We start from the raw sequence: 19,789 nt of genomic DNA on the forward strand, positions 1-19,789 counted from the left end.
GCGGGGGAGGGAGGGACCCGCGAAGCGGGAGGGTGGGGGCAAGCGGGCCTAGGTTACGCCGCGACGAACTCGTTCCACTTGCGGACCATGTAGCGGTCCTCGTCCATCACCGCGTTCCAGCAGGCGACACGGCCCATGCGGTCCTGGAACGACCCGCCGTCGCGCACCGCGCCGGCCTTCTCCATCACCTTGCCCTCGGGGCTGAGGATGTCGGTCTTGGCCGGCTGGCCCTCCATCCAGAAGGCCCACTCGTCCGGCGACATGTGCTCCTTCGCGGTGTCGAGCACGGCGGAGTAATAGCCCTGGCGGTTCAGATAGGCGCCGACCCAGCCCGACAGGTACCAGTTGATGTATTCGTAGGCCGCTTCCAGCTCCAGCCCGCTCAGATGCTTGGCGATGCCGAGGCCGCCGCCCCAGGCGCGGTAGCCTTCCTTCAGCGGCTGATAGACGCACTGGATGCCCTTGGCGCGCACGGCGGCCACGGCCGGCGACCACATCGACTGGATGATGACCTCGCCCGAGGACATCAGGTTGACGCTCTCGTCGAAGGTCTTCCAGAAGGCGCGGAACTGGCCGGCCTTCTTGGCGTCGGTCATGATCTTGAGGGTCTTGTCGATCTCCTCCTTGGTCATGTTGCCCTTGTCGCCGTACTTCACCTCGCCCATGGCCTCGCAGACCATGGCGGCGTCCATGATGCCGATGGAGGGGATGTTCAGGATCGACGCCTTGCCCTTGAAGGCCGGGTCCAGCAGGTCGGTCCAGCTGGTGATCGGGCGGCCGACCAGATCGGGGCGGATCCCCAGCGTGTCGGCGTTGTAGATGGTCGGGATCAGCGTCATCCACTGGGTGGCCGACTTGGCGAACTTGATGCTGTCCTTGCCCTCCACGAAGCCGACGGTGTGCGGGGCGGTGCCCTGGGCGACGGCGCTCTCCGGGGTCAGCTTGCCGTTGACGAAGATCGGGACGATCTTGTCGAAGTTCTTGATCTTGGAGACGTCCATCGGCTGCATCACGCCGGCCGGGAAGACCTTCTTGCAGATCCAGTATTCGATGTCGGCGATGTCGTAGGACTTCGGCTGGGTCACCGCGCGCTGGGCCACCGCGTCACTGTCGAGCGCGGTCATCTGCAGCGTGAAGCCCAGATCCTCCTTCACCTTGTCGGCGACGGCGTTCAGGTTCGACACGCCGGTGCCGAACTGGCGCAGCGTGACGTTCTTGATGTTCTGCGCCCAGATGGTGGGGAAGCCGGTGATCGCCCCCGACCCGATGGCGACACCCGCGGCGGCGGCGGTGCCCTTCAGCAGCGTGCGGCGGCTGACGCCCGTTGTGGTTCCGCCCGTGGTGGTCCCGGCGGAAAGGGGCGAGCCGGTGCGCGTCTCGGTCATGCTCTGTGCCTCCAGTATGGTCGGTCGGTTTTTGGGGATTGGTCGGGGAAATCAGGCAACCAGGGGGTGGACGTCGCGCGCCTTCCAGCCCGCGGTCACGCGGTCGCCGATGGCAAGCGGGGCGTCGTAGAAGCGGGATTCGTCCAGCACCACGGCGAAGTCCTCGGCACCCGGCACGTCGAGCGTCAGGTGGACCGACGCGCCGTGATACTCCAGCGCGCGGACGGTGCCTTCCAACTGATGATCGGTGCCCTCGGGACGGCCGAGCAGGATGCGGTCGGCGCGCACGGCCCGGCGGCCGGCGGCGTCCTCCACCACGTTGTGGCCGCCGATGAAGCGGGCGACGAAGGCGGTGCGCGGCTGGTTGAAGACCTCGCGCGGCGGGCCGGCCTGCTCGATCCGGCCCTGGTTCATCACCACCACGAGGTCGGCCAGCGCCATCGCCTCGGTCTGGCTGTGGGTGACATGGACGAAGGTGATGCCAAGCTCGGTGTGCAGGCGCTTCAGCTCCTCGCGCATGCGGATGCGCAGGAAGGGGTCGAGCGCCGACAGCGGCTCGTCGAGCAGCAGGACGCCGGGCCGGGTGATCAGCGCGCGGGCCAGCGCCACGCGCTGCTGCTGGCCGCCGGAGAGTTGGGCGGGCAGCCGGTCCGCGTACTGGGACATGTGGACGAGGTCCAGCATCTCCCGCGCGCGCCGCCGCCGCTCCTCCTTCGCGACACCCTTCATCTTCAGGCTGAAGGCGACGTTGTCGGTGCAGTCCAGGTGCGGGAACAGGGCGTAGCTCTGGAACATCATGGCGGTGCCGCGGCGGGCCGGCGGCTCCCCGTTGACCACCGTGTCGCCGATCAGCAGGTCGCCGTCGGAGATGTCCTCATGCCCGGCGATCATGCGCAGCGTGGAGGTCTTGCCGCAGCCGCTGGGGCCGAGCAGGCAGCAATAGGCCCCGGCGGCGATGCGCAGGTCGATGCCGTCCACGGCGACGGTGGAACCGTAGAACTTGCGCAGCTTCACCAGCTCGACGGTTGATCCGGTGGCGGGCGATCCGGCTGCGGTCGTTCTGGCGGTCATGGCCCTCTCCGATTTTGTGCACAATCCGCAGGTCCCGCTGCGGCTGTCGAATACGTCCGCAAGTTCCATGCCAGCGTGTGAATGGCGGATTTCCGCGGCTTTCCGGCAGCGAAAATCAGCGATTGGTCAGGATTTCGGCGCTGTGGCGCGAAATTGTGCATGGGTGGGCTGTGCCCGATGCATGGGCAGGGCGCGGGAGTCGCGTTTGTCCGCTGGTCCGTTTTGTGCACAATCCGCGGCAACACATTGAACAGCGCCCGTGCCATCATGAAAACTGTCCTGAGCGCCCCCCGCCGCGCCGTCCGCGGGCGGGGGGAGGGGGCGGAGGCCCGCATCGTCCGCAGCATCGGCGAGGCCATCGCCGACCGCCGGCTGCCGCCCGGCACCAAGCTGGCCGAGGAGAGCCTGGCCGAGGTGTTCGGTGTCAGCCGCGAGCGGGTGCGCAAGGTGCTGCTTCTGCTGGCGCAGCGGCGCGTGGTGACGCTGATCCCCAACCGCGGCGCCTTCGTCGCCAAGCCCACCGCGCGCGAGGCGCGCGAGGTGTTCGAAGCCCGCCGCGTGATCGAGCGCGCCGTGGTCGAGGCGCTGGAGCGCACCGCCCGCCCCCTGCCGGACGAGATGTCGGCGAAGCTGCGCGCCCATCTGGCGCGGGAGGAGGAGGCCGACCGGGCCGGCGACCGCATGGCGCTGATCCGCCTGTCGGGGCAGTTCCATCAACTGCTGGCCGACTTCGCCGGGAACGCCACGCTGGCCGGTATCCTGGCCGACCTGATCGACCGCTCCAGCCTCGCCATCGCGGCGTTCGAGCGGCGGTCCTCCCATTCCTGCTCCGCCACCGAACACCGGCGCTTCGTCGAGGCGCTGGAGTCCGGCCCGCCCGGCGCGGCGATGCGGCTGATGATGGAGCATCTCGACGCGGTGGAGCGGCAGCTCGACCTCGACGCGCGGCCGGACGGCGCGGTCGATCTGAAATCCGTTTTCGCCGAACGAACGTAAGAGCCTGTCCGAACGGCCGGAGGATAGCCCAGCCCTATCGACCGCATAGGGACAAAGGGCTGCTTCCGATGGGTTCGGCTCGCTATTATGCTGCCCGCCGCGACATCGAGGTGACCGACATCATGCAGCCCATTCCCAAGCCCGCCGACCATCCGCCGGTTCCCGCGCGCCGCGTCGGTGTGCTTCTGATGAATCTCGGAACGCCGGAGGCGACCGACTACTGGTCGATGCGCCGCTATCTGAAGGAGTTCCTGTCGGACCCCCGCGTCATCGAGGTCCCGAAGGCCGTATGGTGGCCGGTGCTGAACGGCATCATCCTGACCGTGCGTCCGGGCAAGAGCGGCCATGCCTACAAAAGCATCTGGAACGAGGAGCGCAACGAAAGCCCGCTGAAGACCGTCACCCGCGCCCAGGCGGAGGGCGTCGCGGCGGAGTTGGCGGCGCGGCACGGCGAAGCGGTCGTGGTCGACTGGGCCATGCGCTACGGCCAGCCGGCGGTCGGCCCGGCGATCCAGCGGCTGAAGGACCAGGGCTGCGACCGCATCCTGCTGTTCCCGCTCTACCCGCAATATTCGGCGACCACGACGGCCACGGCCAACGATCAGGCCTTCCGTCACCTGATGACCATGCGTTGGCAGCCGGCGGTGCGCACCGTCCCCGCCTACCACGACGAGCCGGGCTACATCGAGGCGCTGGCCCGCTCGGTGGTGCGGCACATCGCGGCGCTGGACCACACGCCGGACGTGCTGCTGGCGAGCTTCCACGGTCTGCCCAAGGTCTATCTCGACCGCGGCGACCCCTACCACTGCTTCTGCGTGAAGACCGCGCGCCTGCTGGCCGAGCGGCTGGGCTGGGAGCCCGGGCGGGTGCAGTACAGCTTCCAGTCGCGCTTCGGCAAGGCGGAGTGGCTGAAGCCCTACACCGACAAGACGGTCGAGGAGCTGGCGCGCGCCGGTAAGACCAAGATCGCGGTGATCGCGCCGGGCTTCTCCGCCGACTGCGTGGAGACGCTGGAGGAGATCCAGTTCCAGGTGAAGGACGCCTTCATAGCGGCCGGTGGCGAGCGCTTCACCTACATTCCTTGCCTGAACGACCATCCCGACCATGTCATCTTCCTGTCCGACCTCGTCGAGCGCGAGCTGGGCGGCTGGGTGGACGGCGCCGGGGCGCGGGCGGCGCGCGATGCGGAGGACCACGTCACGGCGTGAGCCCCTTCTCCAAAATGGAGGGCCGTACCGGCGGAAAGGGTGGGTTGCCGCGGCGGCCCGGCTTCCCCATGCTGGCGGACGGACAAATTGGACGATGGTTGGGAGGATGCGGGGGATGCGGCGTGTGGTTCGGGCGGTGGCCGCCCTGGCGTTGGGAGCGCTGCTGACGGTGGGGAGTGCTGCGGCGGCGGACAAGGTCCGTGTCGGATCGAAGCTGGACGCCGAAAGCGGCCTGCTCGGCACGATGATCCTGCAGGTGCTGGAGGCCAACGGGATTCCGGTGGAGAACAAGATCCAGCTCGGCCCCACCCGGATCGTGCGCAGCGCCCTGCTGGCCGGGGAGATCGACGTCTATCCGGAATACACCGGCAACGGCGCCTTCTTCTTCAACATCGACAGCGATCCGGCCTGGAAGAACGCCGCCGCCGGCTATGAGACGGTGAAGCAGCTCGACCGCGACAAGAACAACATCGTCTGGCTGACCCCGGCGCCGGCGAACAACACCTGGGCCATCGCGCTGCGCCGCGACGTGGCGGCGCCCAACACCCTCGCCACCATGGAGGATTTCGCCCGCTGGGTCGGAGCCGGCGGCGCGGCGAAGCTCGCCGCCTCGGCGGAGTTCGTGGAAAGCCCGGCGGCGCTGCCCTCCTTCCAGAAATCCTACGGCTTCACGCTGAAGCCCGACCAGATCCTGGTGCTGGCCGGCGGCGACACGGCGGCGACCATCCGCGCGGCGGCCGAGGGCACGTCCGGAGTCAACACCGCCATGGTCTACGGCACGGACGGCGCCATCGCCGCGCTGGACCTCGTGGTCATGAAGGACACCAAGAGCGCGCAGATGGTCTACGCCCCGGCCCCGACCATCCGCGACGGCGTGCTGGACGCCCATCCGAAGATCCGCGACCTGCTGGACCCGGTGTTCAGATCCCTGGACACCGAGACCCTGCGCGGGCTGAACGCCAAGATTTCCGTGGAGGGGCAGGATCCGCGGGCGGTCGCCACGACCTATCTGAAATCCAAGGGATTTCTGAACTGACGGCCTGAACCGACGGAATGACCCGCGTCCGTCCGATCCACAACCGCGTCGCCCTGCTGCTCGCCGCCATGACCGTGGCGGCGGCGCTGGCTCTGCCGTTCCTTGGCTTCGCGCCCAACCGGCTGCTGTCGGGAAAGGCCATCGCGTTGAGCGCTGTGGCGGGCGCCGGATGGAGCGGGGCGGCGCTGCTGCCGGTCGCCCTGCTGCTGGCCGTGCCGTTCCTGCGGCCGGGCCGGGCGGTGAACATCTTGTATGTCGGGGCGGGGGTACTGGCGGCGGCGGGGCTGGTCTGGCTGGCCGGGCAGCACGCCGCGCTGCTCGCCGCGACGGCCAGCCCGGCGGCGCGGACCTCCTTCGGGGCGGGCTTCTGGGTGATGGAGGCGGCAGCTCTGCTCGCCGTCCTCGACGGGGTGCGGCGGCTGGGGCTGGGTCCCGCCGGGCGGGTCGCCGTGGGGGCGCTGGCGGCGGCGCTGATCGGCGGGCAGTTCGCCGCCGGGCACCTCGACCAGTTGTCGATCATGAAGGAATACGCCAACCAGCGGGACGTCTTCGCCGGGGCCGTGCTGCGCCACGCCGCGCTGGTCGCGGCGGCTTTGGTGCCGACCCTGGTGATCGGCGTGCCGCTGGGCATCGCCGCGCAGCGCTCCGCCGCCGTGGGGCGGCTGGTGTTTCCGGTGCTGAACGTGGTGCAGACGATTCCGTCCATCGCCCTGTTCGGGCTGCTGCTGGCCCCTCTGTCGGCGCTGGCTGCCGCCTTTCCGGGGCTGGGGATCGGCGGGGTCGGGCCGGTGCCGGCGGTGATCGCGCTGACGCTCTATTCGCTGCTGCCCATCGCGCGCAACACCGCCGCCGGGCTGGCCGGCGTGCCGGAGCCGGTGCGGGAGGCGGCGCGCGGCATCGGCATGACGCCGCGCCAGATCTTCTGGCGGGTCGAGGCGCCGCTGGCCCTGCCGGTGTTCCTGGCCGGGCTGCGCATCACGCTGGTCCAGGCGGTCGGGCTGGCCGCGGTGGCGGCGCTGATCGGCGCCGGCGGGCTGGGAGCCATCATGTTCCAGGGGCTGTTCGCCAACGCGCTGGACCTCGTGCTGCTGGGGGCGGTGCCGGTGATCCTGCTGGCCGTCGCCGCCGACGCGGCGCTGAAGCTGGCCTCGGCGCTGGCGCTGTCGCGACTGGGGAGGACGGCGGCGTGATCGCCTTCGAGGGAGTGACCAAGCGGTTCGGCGCCTGGACAGCCGTCGATAACCTGTCGCTGACCGTGGCGGCCGGGGAGTTCCGTGTGCTGATCGGGCCGTCCGGCTCCGGCAAATCCACGGTTCTGCGGATGATGAACCGGCTGATCGCGCCGGACGCCGGGACGATCCGGGTGGAGGGCGAGGACATCGCCCGCCTGAAGCCGGAGGCGCTGCGCCGCCGCATGGGCTACGTGATCCAGAGCGTCGGGCTGTTTCCGCACTGGACGGTGGAGCGCAACATCGCCGCCGTGCCGGACCTGCTCGGCTGGCCCAGGGCACGGGTGCGCGACCGGGTGACGGAGCTGCTGACCCTGCTGAATCTCGACCCGGAACGCTACCGCGGCGCCTACCCGCACGAACTGTCCGGCGGGCAACAGCAGCGCGTCGGCGTCGCCCGCGCTCTGGCGGCGGAGCCGCACATCCTGCTGATGGACGAGCCGTTCAGCGCGCTCGACCCGATCACCCGCGGCGCCCTGCAGGCGGAGATGGCGGCGATCCACACGGTGACCGGGACCACCATCGTCTTCGTCACCCACGACATGAACGAGGCGCTGGCGCTGGCCAGCCGGATCGCCATTCTGGACCGCGGGCGGCTGGTGCAGACCGGCACGCCGCTCGACATCCTGAGCGATCCCGCCGACGACCGGGTGCGCGATCTGGTGGGGCGCGAGGACTGGGGGCTGAAGCGGCTGGCCGTGGAGACGGTGGCGGAGCGGACGCGCCCCGGCGAAACGGCGCCGGGCGATCCCCTGGCGGCGGGGGCGTCGCTGCGCCAGGCGCTGGCCGCCATGGTCGCGCGCGGCACTGACCGGCTTCCCGTGGCGGACGGGCAGGGGCGCCCGATGGGCACGCTCCATCTCGCCGACCTGCTGCGCGGGCCGGACCGGCCGTGAGCCGCCTGCGGAGCCTGCTGACCGACCGGCTGGCGCTGGGGCTGCTCGTCCTGGCGGCGCTGGTGCTGGGGATGCCGGCGCTGAAGCCGCTGTTCGCCGCCGCCTTCCCGGCGCTCGACCGGCCCTTGTACGAGGCGGACGACTTCCTGGCCCTGACGCTGGACCATCTGGCGCTGGCCGGTGGGGCGAGCCTGATCGCGGTGCTGCTCGGCGGGGCGGCGGGCATCGCGGTGACCCGGCCCTTCGGCCGGGAATTCCGCGGCGTCCTCGACGCGGTGGCGGCGATGGGGCAGACCTTCCCGCCGGTGGCGGTGCTGGCCGTCTCCGTCCCCGTGCTCGGCTTCGGCCCGGCCCCGGCGCTGATCGCGCTGACGCTCTACGGGCTGCTGCCCATCGTGGAGAACACCGTGGCCGGTTTGGAAGCGGTGCCGGAGCCGGTGCGCGAGGCGGCGCGCGGCATGGGCATGGGGCCGGGCGCGCTGCTGTGGCGGGTGGAGCTGCCGCTGGCCGCCCCGGTGATCCTGGCCGGGGTGCGGACGGCGGCGGTCGTCAATCTCGGCACGGCGGCCATCGCCTCCACGGTCGGGGCGAAGACCCTCGGCCTGCCGATCATCGTCGGGCTGAATGGCTCCAACCCCGCCTACGTCATCCAGGGCGCGGTGATCGTGGCCGCCCTGGCGGTGGTGCTGGACGCCGGGTTCGACCGGCTGGCGGCGCGCCTGACCCGCTGGCGGCCCGGCGCTGTTTGAGGGTCACTTGTAACCGAGCTTGCGCAGGGCGGGTTCGCCGAGTTCCTGGGCGCGCTTCAGGGTGTCCCGGCTGACGACCAGCTCGACATGCTCCCGAATGTCCTTCAGGGCCTTCACATAGGTGCCCGTGCCGATCCCGTTGGAGAAATCGGTGCGTTGCTGGGCCGTGATGTTCAGGCTCTTCGTGCCGTTCGGGTCGATGAACAGGTTGTAGAGCTTCAGCGCTCCCCGCTGGTCGACGCCCTTGCGCGTGATCGACAGGAATTCGATGTTCTCGCCGTTGTGCTCCTTCTCGGCGCAGGCGTGCAGCAACAGCGTCAGCTTGCTGCTCTTCAGGATGTCCGCAAGGCTCTTGCCCTGGAAGGGGTTCACGAACTGGCCGCCGTTGTTTTGCTGCGCCGCCTTTTCGGCCGCCTTGCGCTGTTTTTCATGGGCCGCCTCGTCCTTGGCCAGACGGGCCTTGATGTCCTTGCGGTCCTTGTCGATGGCGTCCTCAAGGACCTTCACCAGCTTGGCTGTGACGCCCGGCACCGCCTTGGTGGCGGCAAGAGCCTTCTTCGCCACCGCGTCCTTCGGATTCGCCTTCGCCAGGGCGCCGAGATCCTTGGAGGCCGCGGCGGCCAGCGTGTTGAGCATCTTCATCTTGCGGAACACGCGGGCGATGGCGTTGTCCACCTCGCTCTCGTAGACGTGGATGGTGTCCTCGTCCAACGGCTCCGGCTTGGTGAGGGCGAGCAGCATCACCTTGTGCCACGTGATCGAGCCGAACGCCTTCTCCGCGTCGGCCATCCCGGCCAGCAGATCCGCGCATTCCTGCCGGGTCCGGTATGTCCCCAGGCTGGCCGACGCCACGCGCGGAATGAGGTCGTCCGGGTATCCGATGATCTTCATGGCCTGCTCCTCCTTGCCGGTTCGTGGCGGGGAGCCTGCCGGAGCGGCTTGGGCGGAGCAATTCGAGATCGGTCGGAATGACGGGAGAATCCGGCGCGATCTGCACCTTTGCGGACCGATCCCGCGGCGGGAGCCTCCCGCCGCGGAATGGCGTGCCCTCACTGCGGCGGGATGCGCAGGACCTGACCGGGATAGATCTTGTTCGGGTCCTTCAGCATCGGCTTGTTGGCCTCGAAGATGGCGTTGTAGCGGTTGGGGTCGCCGTAGACCGTTTTGGCGATGGCGGACAGGGTGTCGCCCTTCTCCACCGTGTGGAACCGCGTCTGGCTGGCCGGCTGCCCGGTCGGCGGCACGGTCGGCTGGTCGGGGCCGCCCGCGCTCTGGTCCTTGGCGATGACGGCGGTCTGGTCGTCCACCCGCGACACGCCCTTCACGTTGCCGAGCGCCACCGCGATCTTCTCCTTCTCCTCCTGCGAGGCGGCGCTGCCGCGCACGGTCACCGTGTCGTCGGCGACCTGGATGTCCAGCCCATTGGTCGGCAGGCCGACCTGCGTCAGGTGGGATTTCAGCTCGTCGGCGGTCGGGGTGTCCGCGGCACCGACCTTTTCGCCGTGATCGCGGCGGAAGAAATCGAACAGGCCCATCATGTCCTCCCTCGGTTGGTCGCCTTGCGAAGCGATCCCGAACAACATCGCGGCGGCCCTCTGGTTTCACGCGCGGAGGAGGGGGTGCGGAGCGCCGGGCTTAGCAGCGGCGTTCGGCGTCCCAAATAAGGTTATGGAGAGCAACGCCGAAAGGGGAGAGGATCAGACCGCCCCCTGCGCAAAGGAGCCGCCGATGAACCCGTCCGACGACTGGCGGATTCCGCCGCAATTCCAGCCCGACCCGGATGATCTGGCCTACGACCTCGACCGGGCGCTGTCCGCCGTGGTCGGGCTGCGGGCCAGCGTGCCGGAGGACGCCTACACCGCCGGCGTTCTGGGCACGGAGCGCGCCGGCCAGGGCGCCGTCATCCGCGAGGACGGGCTGGTCCTGACCATCGGCTACCTGATCGCGGAGGCCGAGGAGGTCTGGCTGACCACCAACGACGGGCGGGCGGTGCAGGCGCACGTCGTCGCCTACGACCACACCAGCGGCTTCGGGCTGGTGCAGGCGCTGTCGCCGCTGGGCGTGCCGGCGCTGATGCTCGGCTCGTCGCGCCATGTGCAGTTGGGCGACCCGGTGGTGGTGGCCGGGGCCGGCGGGCGCGAGCGGTCCATCACCGCGCGGGTGGTCGCCCGGCAGGAGTTCGCCGGTTATTGGGAATACATGATCGACGACGCCCTGTTCACCCTGCCGGCCCATCCCAACTGGGGCGGCACGGCGATGCTGGGGGCGGGGGGCGAGCTGCTGGGCATCGGCTCCCTCCAGCTCCAGTACCGGGCGGAGGAAGAGCGCGTCCTGCCGCTGAACATGAACGTGCCGATCGACCTGCTGAAGCCGATCCTCGACGACCTGATGACCCGTGGGAAGGTCAGCGACCCGCCGCGCCCCTGGCTCGGCCTCTACGCCACGCAGGACGAGCGGGAGCGGGTGGTGCTGGTCGGGCTGGCCGGCGACGGGCCGGCGCAGCGGGCGGAACTGCGGGCCGGCGACGTGGTGCGCGCGGTGGCCGGGCAGCCGGTGGGCTCGCTGGCCGACTTCTACCGCGCCCTGTGGAATCTCGGCCCGGCGGGGGTGGACGTGCCGTTGACCATGGAGCGGGAGGGCGACGTCTTCGACATGCGCGTCGGCTCCAGCGACCGCGAGCGCTTTTTGAAGGCGGCGCGGCGGCACTGACACGCCCTTTTGTGCGACATTGGCGCTCCAGAACCAAGAAGACGGGTTGGAGAGCGCTTTTATGGACGACTTGATGAAGGGGGAACCGGCTTCCGGCTTCCAGACCCTGCTCGGCTACACGCTGGTGCGCTGGGAGGACGGCGTGGCGGAGCTGGAACTGACCATCGCGCCGCAGCACCGCAACCGGGGCGGCGTCCTGCACGGCGGCGCGCTGATGACCCTGCTCGACACCGTCATGGGATTCGCGGCGACCCACTGCGCGGTGCCCGGCCATTCCCGCCGGGTGGTCACGCTGTCGCTGTCCTCCAGCTTTCTCGGCGCGGTGGCGGAGGGCACGGTGGTGGCGCGCGGCACGCTGCTGGGTGGCGGGCGCAAGATTGTCGGCTGCCGCGGCGAGGTGCGGCGCAAGGACGACGGCGCGCTGCTGGCGTCCGCCGAGGGAATGTTCAAGTATGCTCCGGGAAGCGAAAATCCGGAGGGAACAGCCCGATGAACGATAAGAAAACCGGCCTGGACATCGCGCAGGACGGCCGTGTCCTGCGCCTGACCATCAACGACCCGGCCACCCGCAACTCCATCGGCCCGGCGCTGATGGAGGCGGCCCGCGCCGCCTTCGACGCGGCGGCGGAGGACGCGAGCGTCGGGGCGGTGGTGCTGACCGGGGCCGAGGGTGCCTTCTGCTCCGGCGGCAATCTGAAATGGCTGAAGGAAGCGCGCGGCGGCGACCGCGAGTCGGTGCGGGCGGGGGTGGAGAGCTTCCACGCCATGATCCGCAGTCTGCGCGCCTGCCCCAAGCCGGTGATCGCCGCGGTCGAGGGGCCGGCGGGCGGGGCGGGCTTTCCGCTGGCGCTGGCCTGCGACCTGATCGTCGCGGCGGAGGACGCGGTCTTCACCCTGTCCTACATCAAGGTCGCGCTGACGTCGGACGGCGGCGGCACGGCGTCGCTGGCCCGCGCGCTGCCGCCGCAGCTCGCCGCGGAGATCCTGTTCGAGGGCGGGCGCGTCGGGGCGCCGCGTCTGGCCCAGCTCGGCATGATCAACCGGCTGACCGCCCCGGGCGGCGCGCTGGCCGAGGCGACCGCCTGGGCGGAGCGGCTGGCCGCCGGCCCGACCGCCGCGCTGGGCCGCGCCAAGGGGCTGCTGGAGGTGGCTTACGGCGGGCTGGCGGAGCAGCTCGACCGCGAGCGCGACGCCTTCGTGGAGTCGCTGTTCAACGACGAGGCCGGGGAGGGCGTGACCGCCTTCTTCGAGAAGCGGGCGCCGGTGTTTCCGAAGGGGTGAGTGGTCGTGCTGATGCCCCCTCCCTAACCCTCCCCCGCTGCGCAGGGGAGGGGACTAGACTCCCTCCCCTGCAATAGCGGGGGAGGGCCGGGGTGGGGGCCAGTGTCGCGGCCTCAGGACCCCTTCCACTCCGTGTGCACCATGCCCGGACGGTCCGTGCGCTCATAGCCGTGGGCGCCGAAATAGTCGCGCTGGGCCTGGATCATGTTGGCCCACAGCCGGCCGCTGCGGTAGCCGTCCCAGTAGGACAGGGCCGAGGCCATCGCCGGCACCGGCACCGCGGCCAGCGTCGCGGCGGCCACCACGCGGCGGAAGCCGGCATCGCCGCGGGTCATCAGGCCGGCGATGTCGGGGTCCAGCATCAGGTTTGGCAATTCCGGCGCGCGGTTCAGCGCGGTCAGGATGCGGTCGAGCAGGCGGGCGCGGATGATGCAGCCGCCGCGCCAGATGCGTGCCACCGCCGCCAGATCGACGTCCCAGCCGAACTGCCGGCTGCCCGCCGCGATCACCGCGAAGCCCTGGGCGTAGACGGCGATCCGCCCGCTGAGCAGCGCGTCGCCGACCGACGCGACCAGATCCTCGCGGGATGGGGCGTGGGGGATGGCCAGCGCCTCGGCGGCGCGCACGCGCTCGTCCTTCAGGGCGGACAAGCAGCGGGCGTGCACCGCCTCGGCGATGGTCGGGGCGGGCATGCCCAACTCCAGCGCGGTGGTCGCCGCCCAATGGCCGGTGCCCTTCTGGCCGGCGGCGTCGCGGATCACCTCCAGGATCGGAGCGCCGGTCTCGCCATCCTTGGTGCGCAGGATGTCGGTGGTGATCTCCATCAGGTAGGAGGCCAGCTCGCCGCCGTTCCACTCGGCGAAGATGTCCGCCAGACGCTCGTAGGAGCAGCCGCCGATCTCGCGCAGAAGATGATACGCCTCGGCGATCAGCTGCATGTCGGCGTATTCGATGCCGTTGTGGATCATCTTCACGAAATGGCCCGCCCCCTCCGGCCCGACGCGGGCGAAGCAGGACTCGCCGTCCGGGGCGCGGGCGGCGATGGCGGCCAGCAGCGGGGCGACGGGGGCCAGCGCTTCGGCGTCGCCGCCGGCCATCAGGGCGGGACCGCGCCGCGCCCCCTCCTCGCCGCCCGACACGCCCAGCCCGACGAAGCGCACACCCGCCGCGGCGGCGAGCGCCGCGCGGCGGTTGGTGTCGCGGAAGTGGGAGTTGCCGCCGTCGATCAGCACGTCGCCCGGCGCCAGGCGGGGCAGCAGGGCCGTCGTCAGCTCGTCCACCGGGGCGCCGGCGGGCACCATCATCAGGATCGTGCGCGGCGCCTTGAGCGCGCCCAGCAACGCCTCCACCGAGGCGCAGGGGACGGCGTTGCTGACCTGGGCGGCGAAGGCGCCGCGGCGGCCCTCGTCCAGGTCGTAGCCCGCCACCACGGCCCCATGGTCGGCCAGATTGGCGGCGAGGTTGCGCCCCATCACGCCCAGGCCGAGGACGGCGATGTCGGCCGAGCCGACGGCGGTGGTTTCCGCCCCGGTCCTGGTCGCGTTGCCCTGCACCATCACAACGAACTCCCGTACATTCTCTTTGATGATCCCCCCGCGGTGCGGGGGTCGGTTGCGGTCTCTCAAGTGGTCTCGCGGACCATCAGGCGAAAGCCCAGATCCACGCGGCGCGGATTTTCCCGGCTCTGCGGCGTCCGGCTCTCCATGCCCGCGATCAGCAGGCGGGCCGCCTCCACGCCGATCGCACGGCGGGGGGTGGCGACCGTGGTCAGCGGCGGGACGGTCCAGGCCGCCCCGGCCAGATCGTTGAAGCCGGCGACGGCCAGCCGCTCCGGCACCGGAATGCCGAGCCGCGCGCATTGGAACAGCGCGCCCTGCGCCAGATCGTCGTTGCACAGGAACAGCGCGTCGGTGTCCGGGTGGGTGGCCAGCGCGCGCTCCAGCAGCTCCGCGCCCAGCGCGACCGAGGTGGCGTCCGGCACCATCAACTCACGCGCCGGGTCGTGCCGTCCGGCGTCGCGCAACGCCTGCCGCCAGCCGTCGCAGCGCTGGCGCGTCCGCGAGTCGAGCTGCCCGGCGATCAACCCGATCCGCCGCCGTCCCCGCGCCACCAAGTGCGCGCCGACGGCGTAGCCGGCGTCGAACTGCGAGAAGCCGACCGTCTGCACCGGACAGTCGCCGTGCCCGCCTTCGGCCATCAAATCCCCCTCCACGCTCAAGTCCATGGTGTGGACGACCGGGATCGTCAGGCCGCGCAGCAGGTCCCAGGTGCCCGGCGTGTGGTCGAGCCCGCTCAGGATCACCCCGTCCGGATCGTGGGCGAGCTGCGTGCGCAGGACGCGCTCCTCCGCCTCCGGGCCGTAGCCGGTGATGCCGACCAGCGGCTGGTAGCCCTGCGGGCTCAGCGTCTCCTGCACGCCGGCCAGCAGGTCGATGAAGACGGCGTTGGTCAGGGAGGGGATCAGCACCGCCACCGTCATGGTCCGCGCCGAGGCCAGCGCCGAGGCCACGCGGCTGGGCACGAAGCCCAGGCGGCGGCTGGCCTCCTCGACGCGGGCGCGCACCTCCTCGCTGACGGTGTCGGGCCGGCGCAGGGCGCGGGACACGGTCATGGCGCTGACCCCGGCGGCGGCGGCGACGTCGGCCATGGTGGCGCGTCCGCTGCGCGAGGATCGGGGTTTGCGGGGGGTGGCGGTCATCGGCGTTCCAGTGGTCCGGCGGCCATTATCCCGCGCCGGATTGGGCTTTACAAGCCTCGTTTGTTAGCGGTAACATGCGCATCTCTCCCGCCCCATTTTGTTTCGAGGACCGACCGGCATGAGCGCTCTTCCGTCTCCCGATGTTACCGCTAACATGAGCGGGGCCGTGGACGCGATCGTGGTGATGGGCGTGGCGGGCTGCGGCAAGACCTCGGTGGGGGAGGAACTGGCCCGGCGGCTCGGCTGGCAGTTCCTGGAGGGCGACGCCTTCCACCCGCCGGAGAACATCGCGAAGATGTCCGCCGGCATCCCGCTCCAGGACGAGGACCGCTGGGGCTGGCTGGACACCCTTGCCGCCCACATCGTCCTCGCGAAGGAGGCCAGGGCGCCGATCGTCGTGTCCTGCTCCGCGCTGAAGCGGCGCTACCGCGACCGGCTGAGCGCCGGCGGGACGCGCGTCCTGTTCGTTCATCTCGACGGCAGCCGGGACACCATCCACGCCCGCATGGCGCTGCGCGCCGGCCATTTCATGCCGACTGCGCTGCTCGACAGCCAGTTCGCCGCCCTGGAGCCGCTGGAGTCCGGGGAACTCGGCATCGTCTGCGACATTGACGCCAGCCCGGCGGAAATCGCCGCCCGCGTCTCCGCCCGGATCGCTCCCGGCTTCTGAACATATTGCCGCCTGACCACTCCGCCGTCTGGAAGGACCCGCCATGACGAGTCTTCATCCCGTCCTCGACGCCGTCACCCGCCGCATCCGGGAGCGCAGCCACGCCACCCGCGCCGCCTATCTGGAGCGGCTGCGCGCCGCTGCGGCCCAGGGGCCGCGCCGCCTGGCGCTGGGCTGCGCCAACCGCGCGCACGGCTTCGCCGGCTGCACCGCGGCGGAGGACAAGGCGGCGCTGCGCGGCGGCTCGACACCGGCCATCGGCATCGTCACCTCCTACAACGACATGCTGTCCGCCCATCAGCCCTACGGCGACTATCCGGAGCGGCTCAAGGCGGCGGTGCGCGCGGCGGGCGGCGTGGCCCAGGTGGCGGGTGGCGTGCCGGCCATGTGCGACGGCGTCACCCAGGGCGAGCCGGGGATGGAACTGTCGCTGTTCTCCCGTGAGGTCATCGCCATGGGGACGGCGGTCGCCCTGTCGCACGGCACCTTCGACGGGGTGCTGTGCCTCGGCGTCTGCGACAAGATCGTTCCGGGTCTGCTGATCGGCGCGCTGTCCTTTGGCCATCTGCCCACCGTCTTCGTGCCCGCCGGGCCGATGCCCTCCGGCCTGCCCAACAAGGAGAAGGGGCGCATCCGCCAGCTCTACGCGGAAGGCAAGCTGGACAAGGACGCGCTGCTGGAGGCCGAGGCCGCGTCCTACCACGCGCCGGGGACCTGCACCTTCTACGGCACCGCCAACTCGAACCAGATGCTGGTCGAGATGATGGGGCTGCATCTGCCGGGAGCCAGCTTCGCCAACCCCGGCACGGCGCTGCGCGACGCGCTGACCGACGCGGCGGCGCGGCGGGTGGTCGCCCTGCGCACGCCCATCGGCGAGATCGTCGACGAGCGCGCCATCGTCAACGCGGTGGTCGGGCTGCTGGCCACCGGCGGCTCGACCAACCACACGCTGCATCTGCCGGCCATCGCGGCGGCGGCGGGAATCGCCTTGACCTGGGAGGACTTCGCCGAGCTGTCGGCGGTGGTGCCACTGCTCGCCCGCGTCTACCCGAACGGCAGCGCCGACGTGAACCATTTCGAGGCGGCGGGCGGCATGGCCTTCCTGATTGGCGAACTGGCCGACGCCGGGCTTCTGCATGGCGACGCCGCCACGGTGTGCGAGGACGACGGCATCGCCGCCTACCGCCGTCCGCTGCGGCTGGAGGGGGGCGAACTGGTGCGCGGCGCGGCGGTCCGGGAGAGCGCCGACCCCGCCGTATTGGCTCCGGTCGCGTCGCCCATGGCGGCGGAGGGGGGCTTGCGCGTGCTGAGCGGGCCGCTGGGCCGCGCGGTGGTGAAGGTCTCCGCTGTGAAGCCCGACCATCGCGTGATCGAGGCGCCGGCCCGCGTGTTCACCGACCAGGAGTCGGTGCAGGCGGCATTCCGCAAAGGCGAGCTTCACCGCGACGTGGTGGTGGTGGTGCGCTTCCAGGGACCGAAGGCCAACGGCATGCCGGAGCTGCACAAGCTGACGCCGCCGCTGGGCGTGCTTCAGGATCTCGGCTACCGGGTGGCGCTGGTCACGGACGGGCGGATGTCGGGGGCGTCGGGCAAGGTGCCGGCGGCGATCCACGTCACGCCGGAGGCCGCGGCGGGCGGGCCGCTGGGCCGGGTGCGGGACGGCGACGTGCTGCGGTTGGACACCGAGCGCGGCACGCTGGAGGTGTTGGTGGACGACGCGGAATGGACCGCCCGCCCGCTGGCGGACGCGCCGGCGGACGCCGGTGTCGGCTGCGGGCGGGAGCTGTTCGGCGTGTTCCGCCGGGCGGTCGGCAGCGCGGAGGCCGGCGCCTCGGTGTTTACCTGAGAATGATTCCCTCTCCCCTCCGGGGAGAGGGTTAGGGTGAGGGGGTTGCGCTTGTGCCGGACGTACCGCCATGCGCACCCCCCTCACCGGCCCTCCGGGCCACCCTCTCCCCGGAGGGGAGAGGGTTACAAAGGCCAGGGCTGACTACCCTGGTGTGACCGAGGGGAAGCCGATCACTTCACGGTCAGCTCATACGTACCCATCGTCCCGTACACGGCGACCGACGTGCTGCCCGCCGGGACCATGACGGTGCCGACGTGCGAGCCGGTGGTCACCACGTCGCCGGCCTTCAGACCGCCCAGGCTGACCGCGCCGGTGTTGGCCATCCACACCAGAAGGCGCACCGGCTCTCCCGCGGAGTTGCCGGCGACCGTGTCGGCCTTCGTCTCGCCGTCGACGACCAGGGCGACCCGCTCCTTCAGCGGCTCCAGCGAACGCCAGTCGGCGATGGCCGGGCCGATGACCAAGGCGCCGTGGTTGAACTGGTCGGCCATATGGCTGAGCCCGTCCTGCGAACCGAAGCCGGCGAAGCGCGTGTCGACGATCTCGAAGGCGGGATGGACGGACTCGACGGCGTCGAGGACCTCCTCGCGGCTGTAGGGCTCGGCGCGGGGCGGCAGATCCTTGGCGAACTTATAGGCGATCTCCGCCTCCATGCCGATCACCTGATAGTCCGCCGCGGGGAGCACCGTGGTGTCGAAGAACAGCGTGTCGGCGTGGATGGGGGCGCGGAACGGCTCGGTGTCCGGGGTGCGGGCGCCGACCTTCCAGGCGACCACCGGGCCGAGGCGGCGGGCCACGGCGTCCTGGATGGCGTAGGCCTCGGCCTCGCTGGTCGGGCGGGTCGGCAGGGCGGACAGCCAGTCGCGGCTCTTCCGCGCCTGGATCAGGGCATCGACCGAGTCACTGAATGCGGAATCGTTCATCTCTTCGGGCCTTCGCTTTTCTTTGGTTATTGGTGCTTGTCGGGTTGGACTCTCATGGCGCCGCAGGACTCGCGGATGACCAGCCGGGCGGGCAGGATCACGCGCTCCGGAGCGCCCTGCGGGTCGGCGATGCGGCGCAGCAGGAGGCGGGCGGCCTCCTGCCCGATCTGGCGGGCGGAGGTGGCGACGGTGGTCAGGGCGGGGCGGCTGATCGCCGCTTCGGTCAGGTCGTCGAAACCGGTCACCGCGATGTCCCGTCCTGCCCGCAGACCGCGAGCCTCCAGCCCCAGCATCACGCCGAACGCGACGAGGTCGTTGTAACAAAGCATCGCGGTGGGCGGGTCGGCAAGGTCCATCAGCGGCCCAACCGCGTCCAGCCCGCCGCGGCGGGTGGCCGGGCAGCGCACGACAAGGTCCGGGGTCAGGCCATGGCGGCGCAGCGCCGCGGCGAAGCCGGCCCGGCGCCCGGCGAAGGCGGAGTGGGACAGGTTGCCGCCGACGAAGGCGATGCGGCGATGGCCGTTCCGCAGCAGATGCTCGGTCACCATCTCCATGCCGAACTCGTAATCCACCCCGGCGTAGTCGCCTTCGCGGGCGGAGAGGAAGCGCAGCGCCTGGACGACGGGAAGCTGCCACTGGCGCAGCCGGTCCAGCAGCGCCGGCGAGGTGCCGGCGGCGGGGCAGAGGATCACCCCGTCCACATTCTGCTCGCGCATCCGCTGAAGGTAGCGGTCCTGCCGCTCCCCCGATTCCGCGGTGTTGGCGAGGAAGGCGACGACCCCCTGCTCGCCGAGAACGTCATCCACCCCGGCGGTCAGCTCGCCGTAGAAGGAGTTGTTGATCTCGCAGACGAGCAGCCCGACCGTGTCGGTGCGGGCGGCGCGCAGCGTCGCGGCGCCGCGGTTGTAGACGTAGCCCAAGGCTTCGATGGCGGCCTGCACGCGCTCCCGCGTCTCGGCGGCGACCAGCGGGCTGCCGCGCAGGACGAGCGAGACGGTCGACCGCGACACCCCGGCGTGGTGCGCCACCTCCGTCAGGGTGATGCGGGCCGGTCCGCCGCGCTCGTCGAGGATGGTCATTCACGCCGCC

Annotated in this window: 19 protein-coding genes; 11 read left to right on the forward strand and 8 right to left on the reverse strand. The window is 71.0% G+C overall.

The annotated features are described in order from the left end of the window. Positions 1-53: 53 nt before the first annotated feature. Positions 54-1,385, reverse strand: coding sequence for an ABC transporter substrate-binding protein (locus tag DXK32_RS03970; protein ID WP_162801067.1), 1,332 nt, complete (start codon positions 1,383-1,385; stop codon positions 54-56). A 51-nt stretch (positions 1,386-1,436) separates the two neighbouring features. Continuing rightward, positions 1,437-2,456 carry an ABC transporter ATP-binding protein gene (locus DXK32_RS03975; protein WP_114857352.1) on the reverse strand — a complete coding sequence of 340 codons (1,020 nt, stop codon included), beginning with the start codon at positions 2,454-2,456 and terminating at the stop codon, positions 1,437-1,439. 267 nt (positions 2,457-2,723) lie between these two features. On the opposite strand from DXK32_RS03975, the gene DXK32_RS03980 reads away from it, so the two are divergent. The 6 genes from DXK32_RS03980 to DXK32_RS04005 all read left to right on the forward strand — a co-directional run bounded on the left by DXK32_RS03980 (position 2,724) and on the right by DXK32_RS04005 (position 8,570). After that, positions 2,724-3,452: a GntR family transcriptional regulator gene (locus tag DXK32_RS03980; RefSeq protein ID WP_247876967.1), complete on the forward strand. Its 729-nt coding sequence runs from the start codon at positions 2,724-2,726 to the stop codon at positions 3,450-3,452. A 68-nt stretch (positions 3,453-3,520) separates the two neighbouring features. After that, positions 3,521-4,660, forward strand: a complete 1,140-nt coding sequence (hemH, locus tag DXK32_RS03985; protein ID WP_114857354.1) for a ferrochelatase — start codon at positions 3,521-3,523, stop codon at positions 4,658-4,660. A gap of 115 nt (positions 4,661-4,775) precedes the next feature. Further along, complete coding sequence (gene osmF / locus DXK32_RS03990; RefSeq protein WP_114857355.1) at positions 4,776-5,696, forward strand: glycine betaine ABC transporter substrate-binding protein OsmF; 921 nt, start codon at positions 4,776-4,778, stop codon at positions 5,694-5,696. 17 nt (positions 5,697-5,713) lie between these two features. Further along, a complete protein-coding gene (locus DXK32_RS03995; RefSeq protein ID WP_114857356.1) occupies positions 5,714-6,886 on the forward strand; it encodes an ABC transporter permease in 1,173 nt (390 codons plus the stop codon). After that, positions 6,883-7,821 carry an ABC transporter ATP-binding protein gene (locus DXK32_RS04000; RefSeq protein ID WP_114857357.1) on the forward strand — a complete coding sequence of 313 codons (939 nt, stop codon included), beginning with the start codon at positions 6,883-6,885 and terminating at the stop codon, positions 7,819-7,821. The genes DXK32_RS03995 and DXK32_RS04000 overlap by 4 nt, the downstream gene beginning before the upstream one ends. Next, positions 7,818-8,570 (forward strand): ABC transporter permease, encoded by a 753-nt coding sequence (locus DXK32_RS04005; protein WP_282184563.1) that lies wholly within the window; start codon positions 7,818-7,820, stop codon positions 8,568-8,570. Before DXK32_RS04000 ends, DXK32_RS04005 begins: the two co-directional genes overlap by 4 nt. Before the next feature lie 3 nt (positions 8,571-8,573). On the opposite strand, the gene DXK32_RS04010 is transcribed toward DXK32_RS04005, so the two are convergent. Together DXK32_RS04010 and lysM are read right to left on the reverse strand one after the other, a co-directional pair. Beyond that, positions 8,574-9,461 (reverse strand): hypothetical protein, encoded by an 888-nt coding sequence (locus DXK32_RS04010; RefSeq protein ID WP_114857358.1) that lies wholly within the window; start codon positions 9,459-9,461, stop codon positions 8,574-8,576. Between the two features lie 158 nt (positions 9,462-9,619). Next, the gene (lysM, locus tag DXK32_RS04015; RefSeq protein ID WP_282184564.1) at positions 9,620-10,108 is read right to left on the reverse strand and encodes a peptidoglycan-binding protein LysM; all 489 of its coding nucleotides are present in this window, start codon (positions 10,106-10,108) and stop codon (positions 9,620-9,622) included. Positions 10,109-10,298: 190 nt separating this feature from the next. On the opposite strand from lysM, the gene DXK32_RS04020 reads away from it, so the two are divergent. From DXK32_RS04020 to DXK32_RS04030, 3 genes are all read left to right on the forward strand, one after another. Next, a complete protein-coding gene (locus DXK32_RS04020; protein WP_114857360.1) occupies positions 10,299-11,279 on the forward strand; it encodes a S1C family serine protease in 981 nt (326 codons plus the stop codon). Positions 11,280-11,340: 61 nt separating this feature from the next. Continuing rightward, the gene (locus DXK32_RS04025; RefSeq protein ID WP_114857361.1) at positions 11,341-11,772 is read left to right on the forward strand and encodes a PaaI family thioesterase; all 432 of its coding nucleotides are present in this window, start codon (positions 11,341-11,343) and stop codon (positions 11,770-11,772) included. After that, positions 11,769-12,560, forward strand: a complete 792-nt coding sequence (locus DXK32_RS04030; RefSeq protein ID WP_114857362.1) for an oxepin-CoA hydrolase, alternative type — start codon at positions 11,769-11,771, stop codon at positions 12,558-12,560. Before DXK32_RS04025 ends, DXK32_RS04030 begins: the two co-directional genes overlap by 4 nt. Positions 12,561-12,673: 113 nt before the next feature. Here DXK32_RS04030 and gndA read toward each other — a convergent pair whose 3' ends face one another. Together gndA and DXK32_RS04040 are read right to left on the reverse strand one after the other, a co-directional pair. Further along, complete coding sequence (gene gndA / locus DXK32_RS04035) at positions 12,674-14,116, reverse strand: NADP-dependent phosphogluconate dehydrogenase (protein ID WP_205215642.1); 1,443 nt, start codon at positions 14,114-14,116, stop codon at positions 12,674-12,676. A 65-nt stretch (positions 14,117-14,181) separates the two neighbouring features. Continuing rightward, positions 14,182-15,258, reverse strand: a complete 1,077-nt coding sequence (locus DXK32_RS04040) for a LacI family DNA-binding transcriptional regulator (protein ID WP_247876968.1) — start codon at positions 15,256-15,258, stop codon at positions 14,182-14,184. Positions 15,259-15,412: 154 nt separating this feature from the next. Between DXK32_RS04040 and DXK32_RS04045 the strand changes: the two genes are divergently transcribed. Both DXK32_RS04045 and edd read left to right on the forward strand, forming a co-directional pair. Next, positions 15,413-15,928 carry a gluconokinase gene (locus DXK32_RS04045; protein ID WP_114857364.1) on the forward strand — a complete coding sequence of 172 codons (516 nt, stop codon included), beginning with the start codon at positions 15,413-15,415 and terminating at the stop codon, positions 15,926-15,928. A gap of 43 nt (positions 15,929-15,971) precedes the next feature. Next, entirely contained in the window at positions 15,972-17,774 is a 1,803-nt protein-coding gene (gene edd, locus DXK32_RS04050) for a phosphogluconate dehydratase (RefSeq protein WP_114857365.1), read from the forward strand. A gap of 173 nt (positions 17,775-17,947) precedes the next feature. On the opposite strand, the gene DXK32_RS04055 is transcribed toward edd, so the two are convergent. Together DXK32_RS04055 and DXK32_RS04060 are read right to left on the reverse strand one after the other, a co-directional pair. Continuing rightward, positions 17,948-18,700: a 2-keto-4-pentenoate hydratase gene (locus DXK32_RS04055; RefSeq protein ID WP_114857366.1), complete on the reverse strand. Its 753-nt coding sequence runs from the start codon at positions 18,698-18,700 to the stop codon at positions 17,948-17,950. A 26-nt stretch (positions 18,701-18,726) separates the two neighbouring features. After that, positions 18,727-19,779 carry a LacI family DNA-binding transcriptional regulator gene (locus tag DXK32_RS04060; protein WP_114857367.1) on the reverse strand — a complete coding sequence of 351 codons (1,053 nt, stop codon included), beginning with the start codon at positions 19,777-19,779 and terminating at the stop codon, positions 18,727-18,729. Positions 19,780-19,789 lie beyond the last annotated feature (10 nt).

The sequence above is a fragment of the Azospirillum brasilense genome, assembly GCF_003349955.1.
Lineage (GTDB): Bacteria > Pseudomonadota > Alphaproteobacteria > Azospirillales > Azospirillaceae > Azospirillum > Azospirillum brasilense_B.

Bases quoted from the DNA above. Each gene is read 5' to 3' on its own strand.
- DXK32_RS03970 (WP_162801067.1), bottom strand. From the start codon at position 1,385: ATGACCGAGACGCGCACCGGCTCGCCCCTTTCCGCCGGGACCACCACG.
- DXK32_RS03975 (WP_114857352.1), bottom strand. From the start codon at position 2,456: ATGACCGCCAGAACGACCGCAGCCGGATCGCCCGCCACCGGATCAACC.
- DXK32_RS03980 (WP_247876967.1), top strand. From the start codon at position 2,724: ATGAAAACTGTCCTGAGCGCCCCCCGCCGCGCCGTCCGCGGGCGGGGG.
- hemH (WP_114857354.1), top strand. From the start codon at position 3,521: ATGGGTTCGGCTCGCTATTATGCTGCCCGCCGCGACATCGAGGTGACC.
- osmF (WP_114857355.1), top strand. From the start codon at position 4,776: ATGCGGCGTGTGGTTCGGGCGGTGGCCGCCCTGGCGTTGGGAGCGCTG.
- DXK32_RS03995 (WP_114857356.1), top strand. From the start codon at position 5,714: ATGACCCGCGTCCGTCCGATCCACAACCGCGTCGCCCTGCTGCTCGCC.
- DXK32_RS04010 (WP_114857358.1), bottom strand. From the start codon at position 9,461: ATGAAGATCATCGGATACCCGGACGACCTCATTCCGCGCGTGGCGTCG.
- lysM (WP_282184564.1), bottom strand. From the start codon at position 10,108: ATGATGGGCCTGTTCGATTTCTTCCGCCGCGATCACGGCGAAAAGGTC.
- DXK32_RS04020 (WP_114857360.1), top strand. From the start codon at position 10,299: ATGAACCCGTCCGACGACTGGCGGATTCCGCCGCAATTCCAGCCCGAC.
- DXK32_RS04025 (WP_114857361.1), top strand. From the start codon at position 11,341: ATGGACGACTTGATGAAGGGGGAACCGGCTTCCGGCTTCCAGACCCTG.
- DXK32_RS04030 (WP_114857362.1), top strand. From the start codon at position 11,769: ATGAACGATAAGAAAACCGGCCTGGACATCGCGCAGGACGGCCGTGTC.
- gndA (WP_205215642.1), bottom strand. From the start codon at position 14,116: ATGGTGCAGGGCAACGCGACCAGGACCGGGGCGGAAACCACCGCCGTC.
- DXK32_RS04040 (WP_247876968.1), bottom strand. From the start codon at position 15,258: ATGACCGCCACCCCCCGCAAACCCCGATCCTCGCGCAGCGGACGCGCC.
- DXK32_RS04045 (WP_114857364.1), top strand. From the start codon at position 15,413: ATGAGCGGGGCCGTGGACGCGATCGTGGTGATGGGCGTGGCGGGCTGC.
- edd (WP_114857365.1), top strand. From the start codon at position 15,972: ATGACGAGTCTTCATCCCGTCCTCGACGCCGTCACCCGCCGCATCCGG.
- DXK32_RS04055 (WP_114857366.1), bottom strand. From the start codon at position 18,700: ATGAACGATTCCGCATTCAGTGACTCGGTCGATGCCCTGATCCAGGCG.
- DXK32_RS04060 (WP_114857367.1), bottom strand. From the start codon at position 19,779: ATGACCATCCTCGACGAGCGCGGCGGACCGGCCCGCATCACCCTGACG.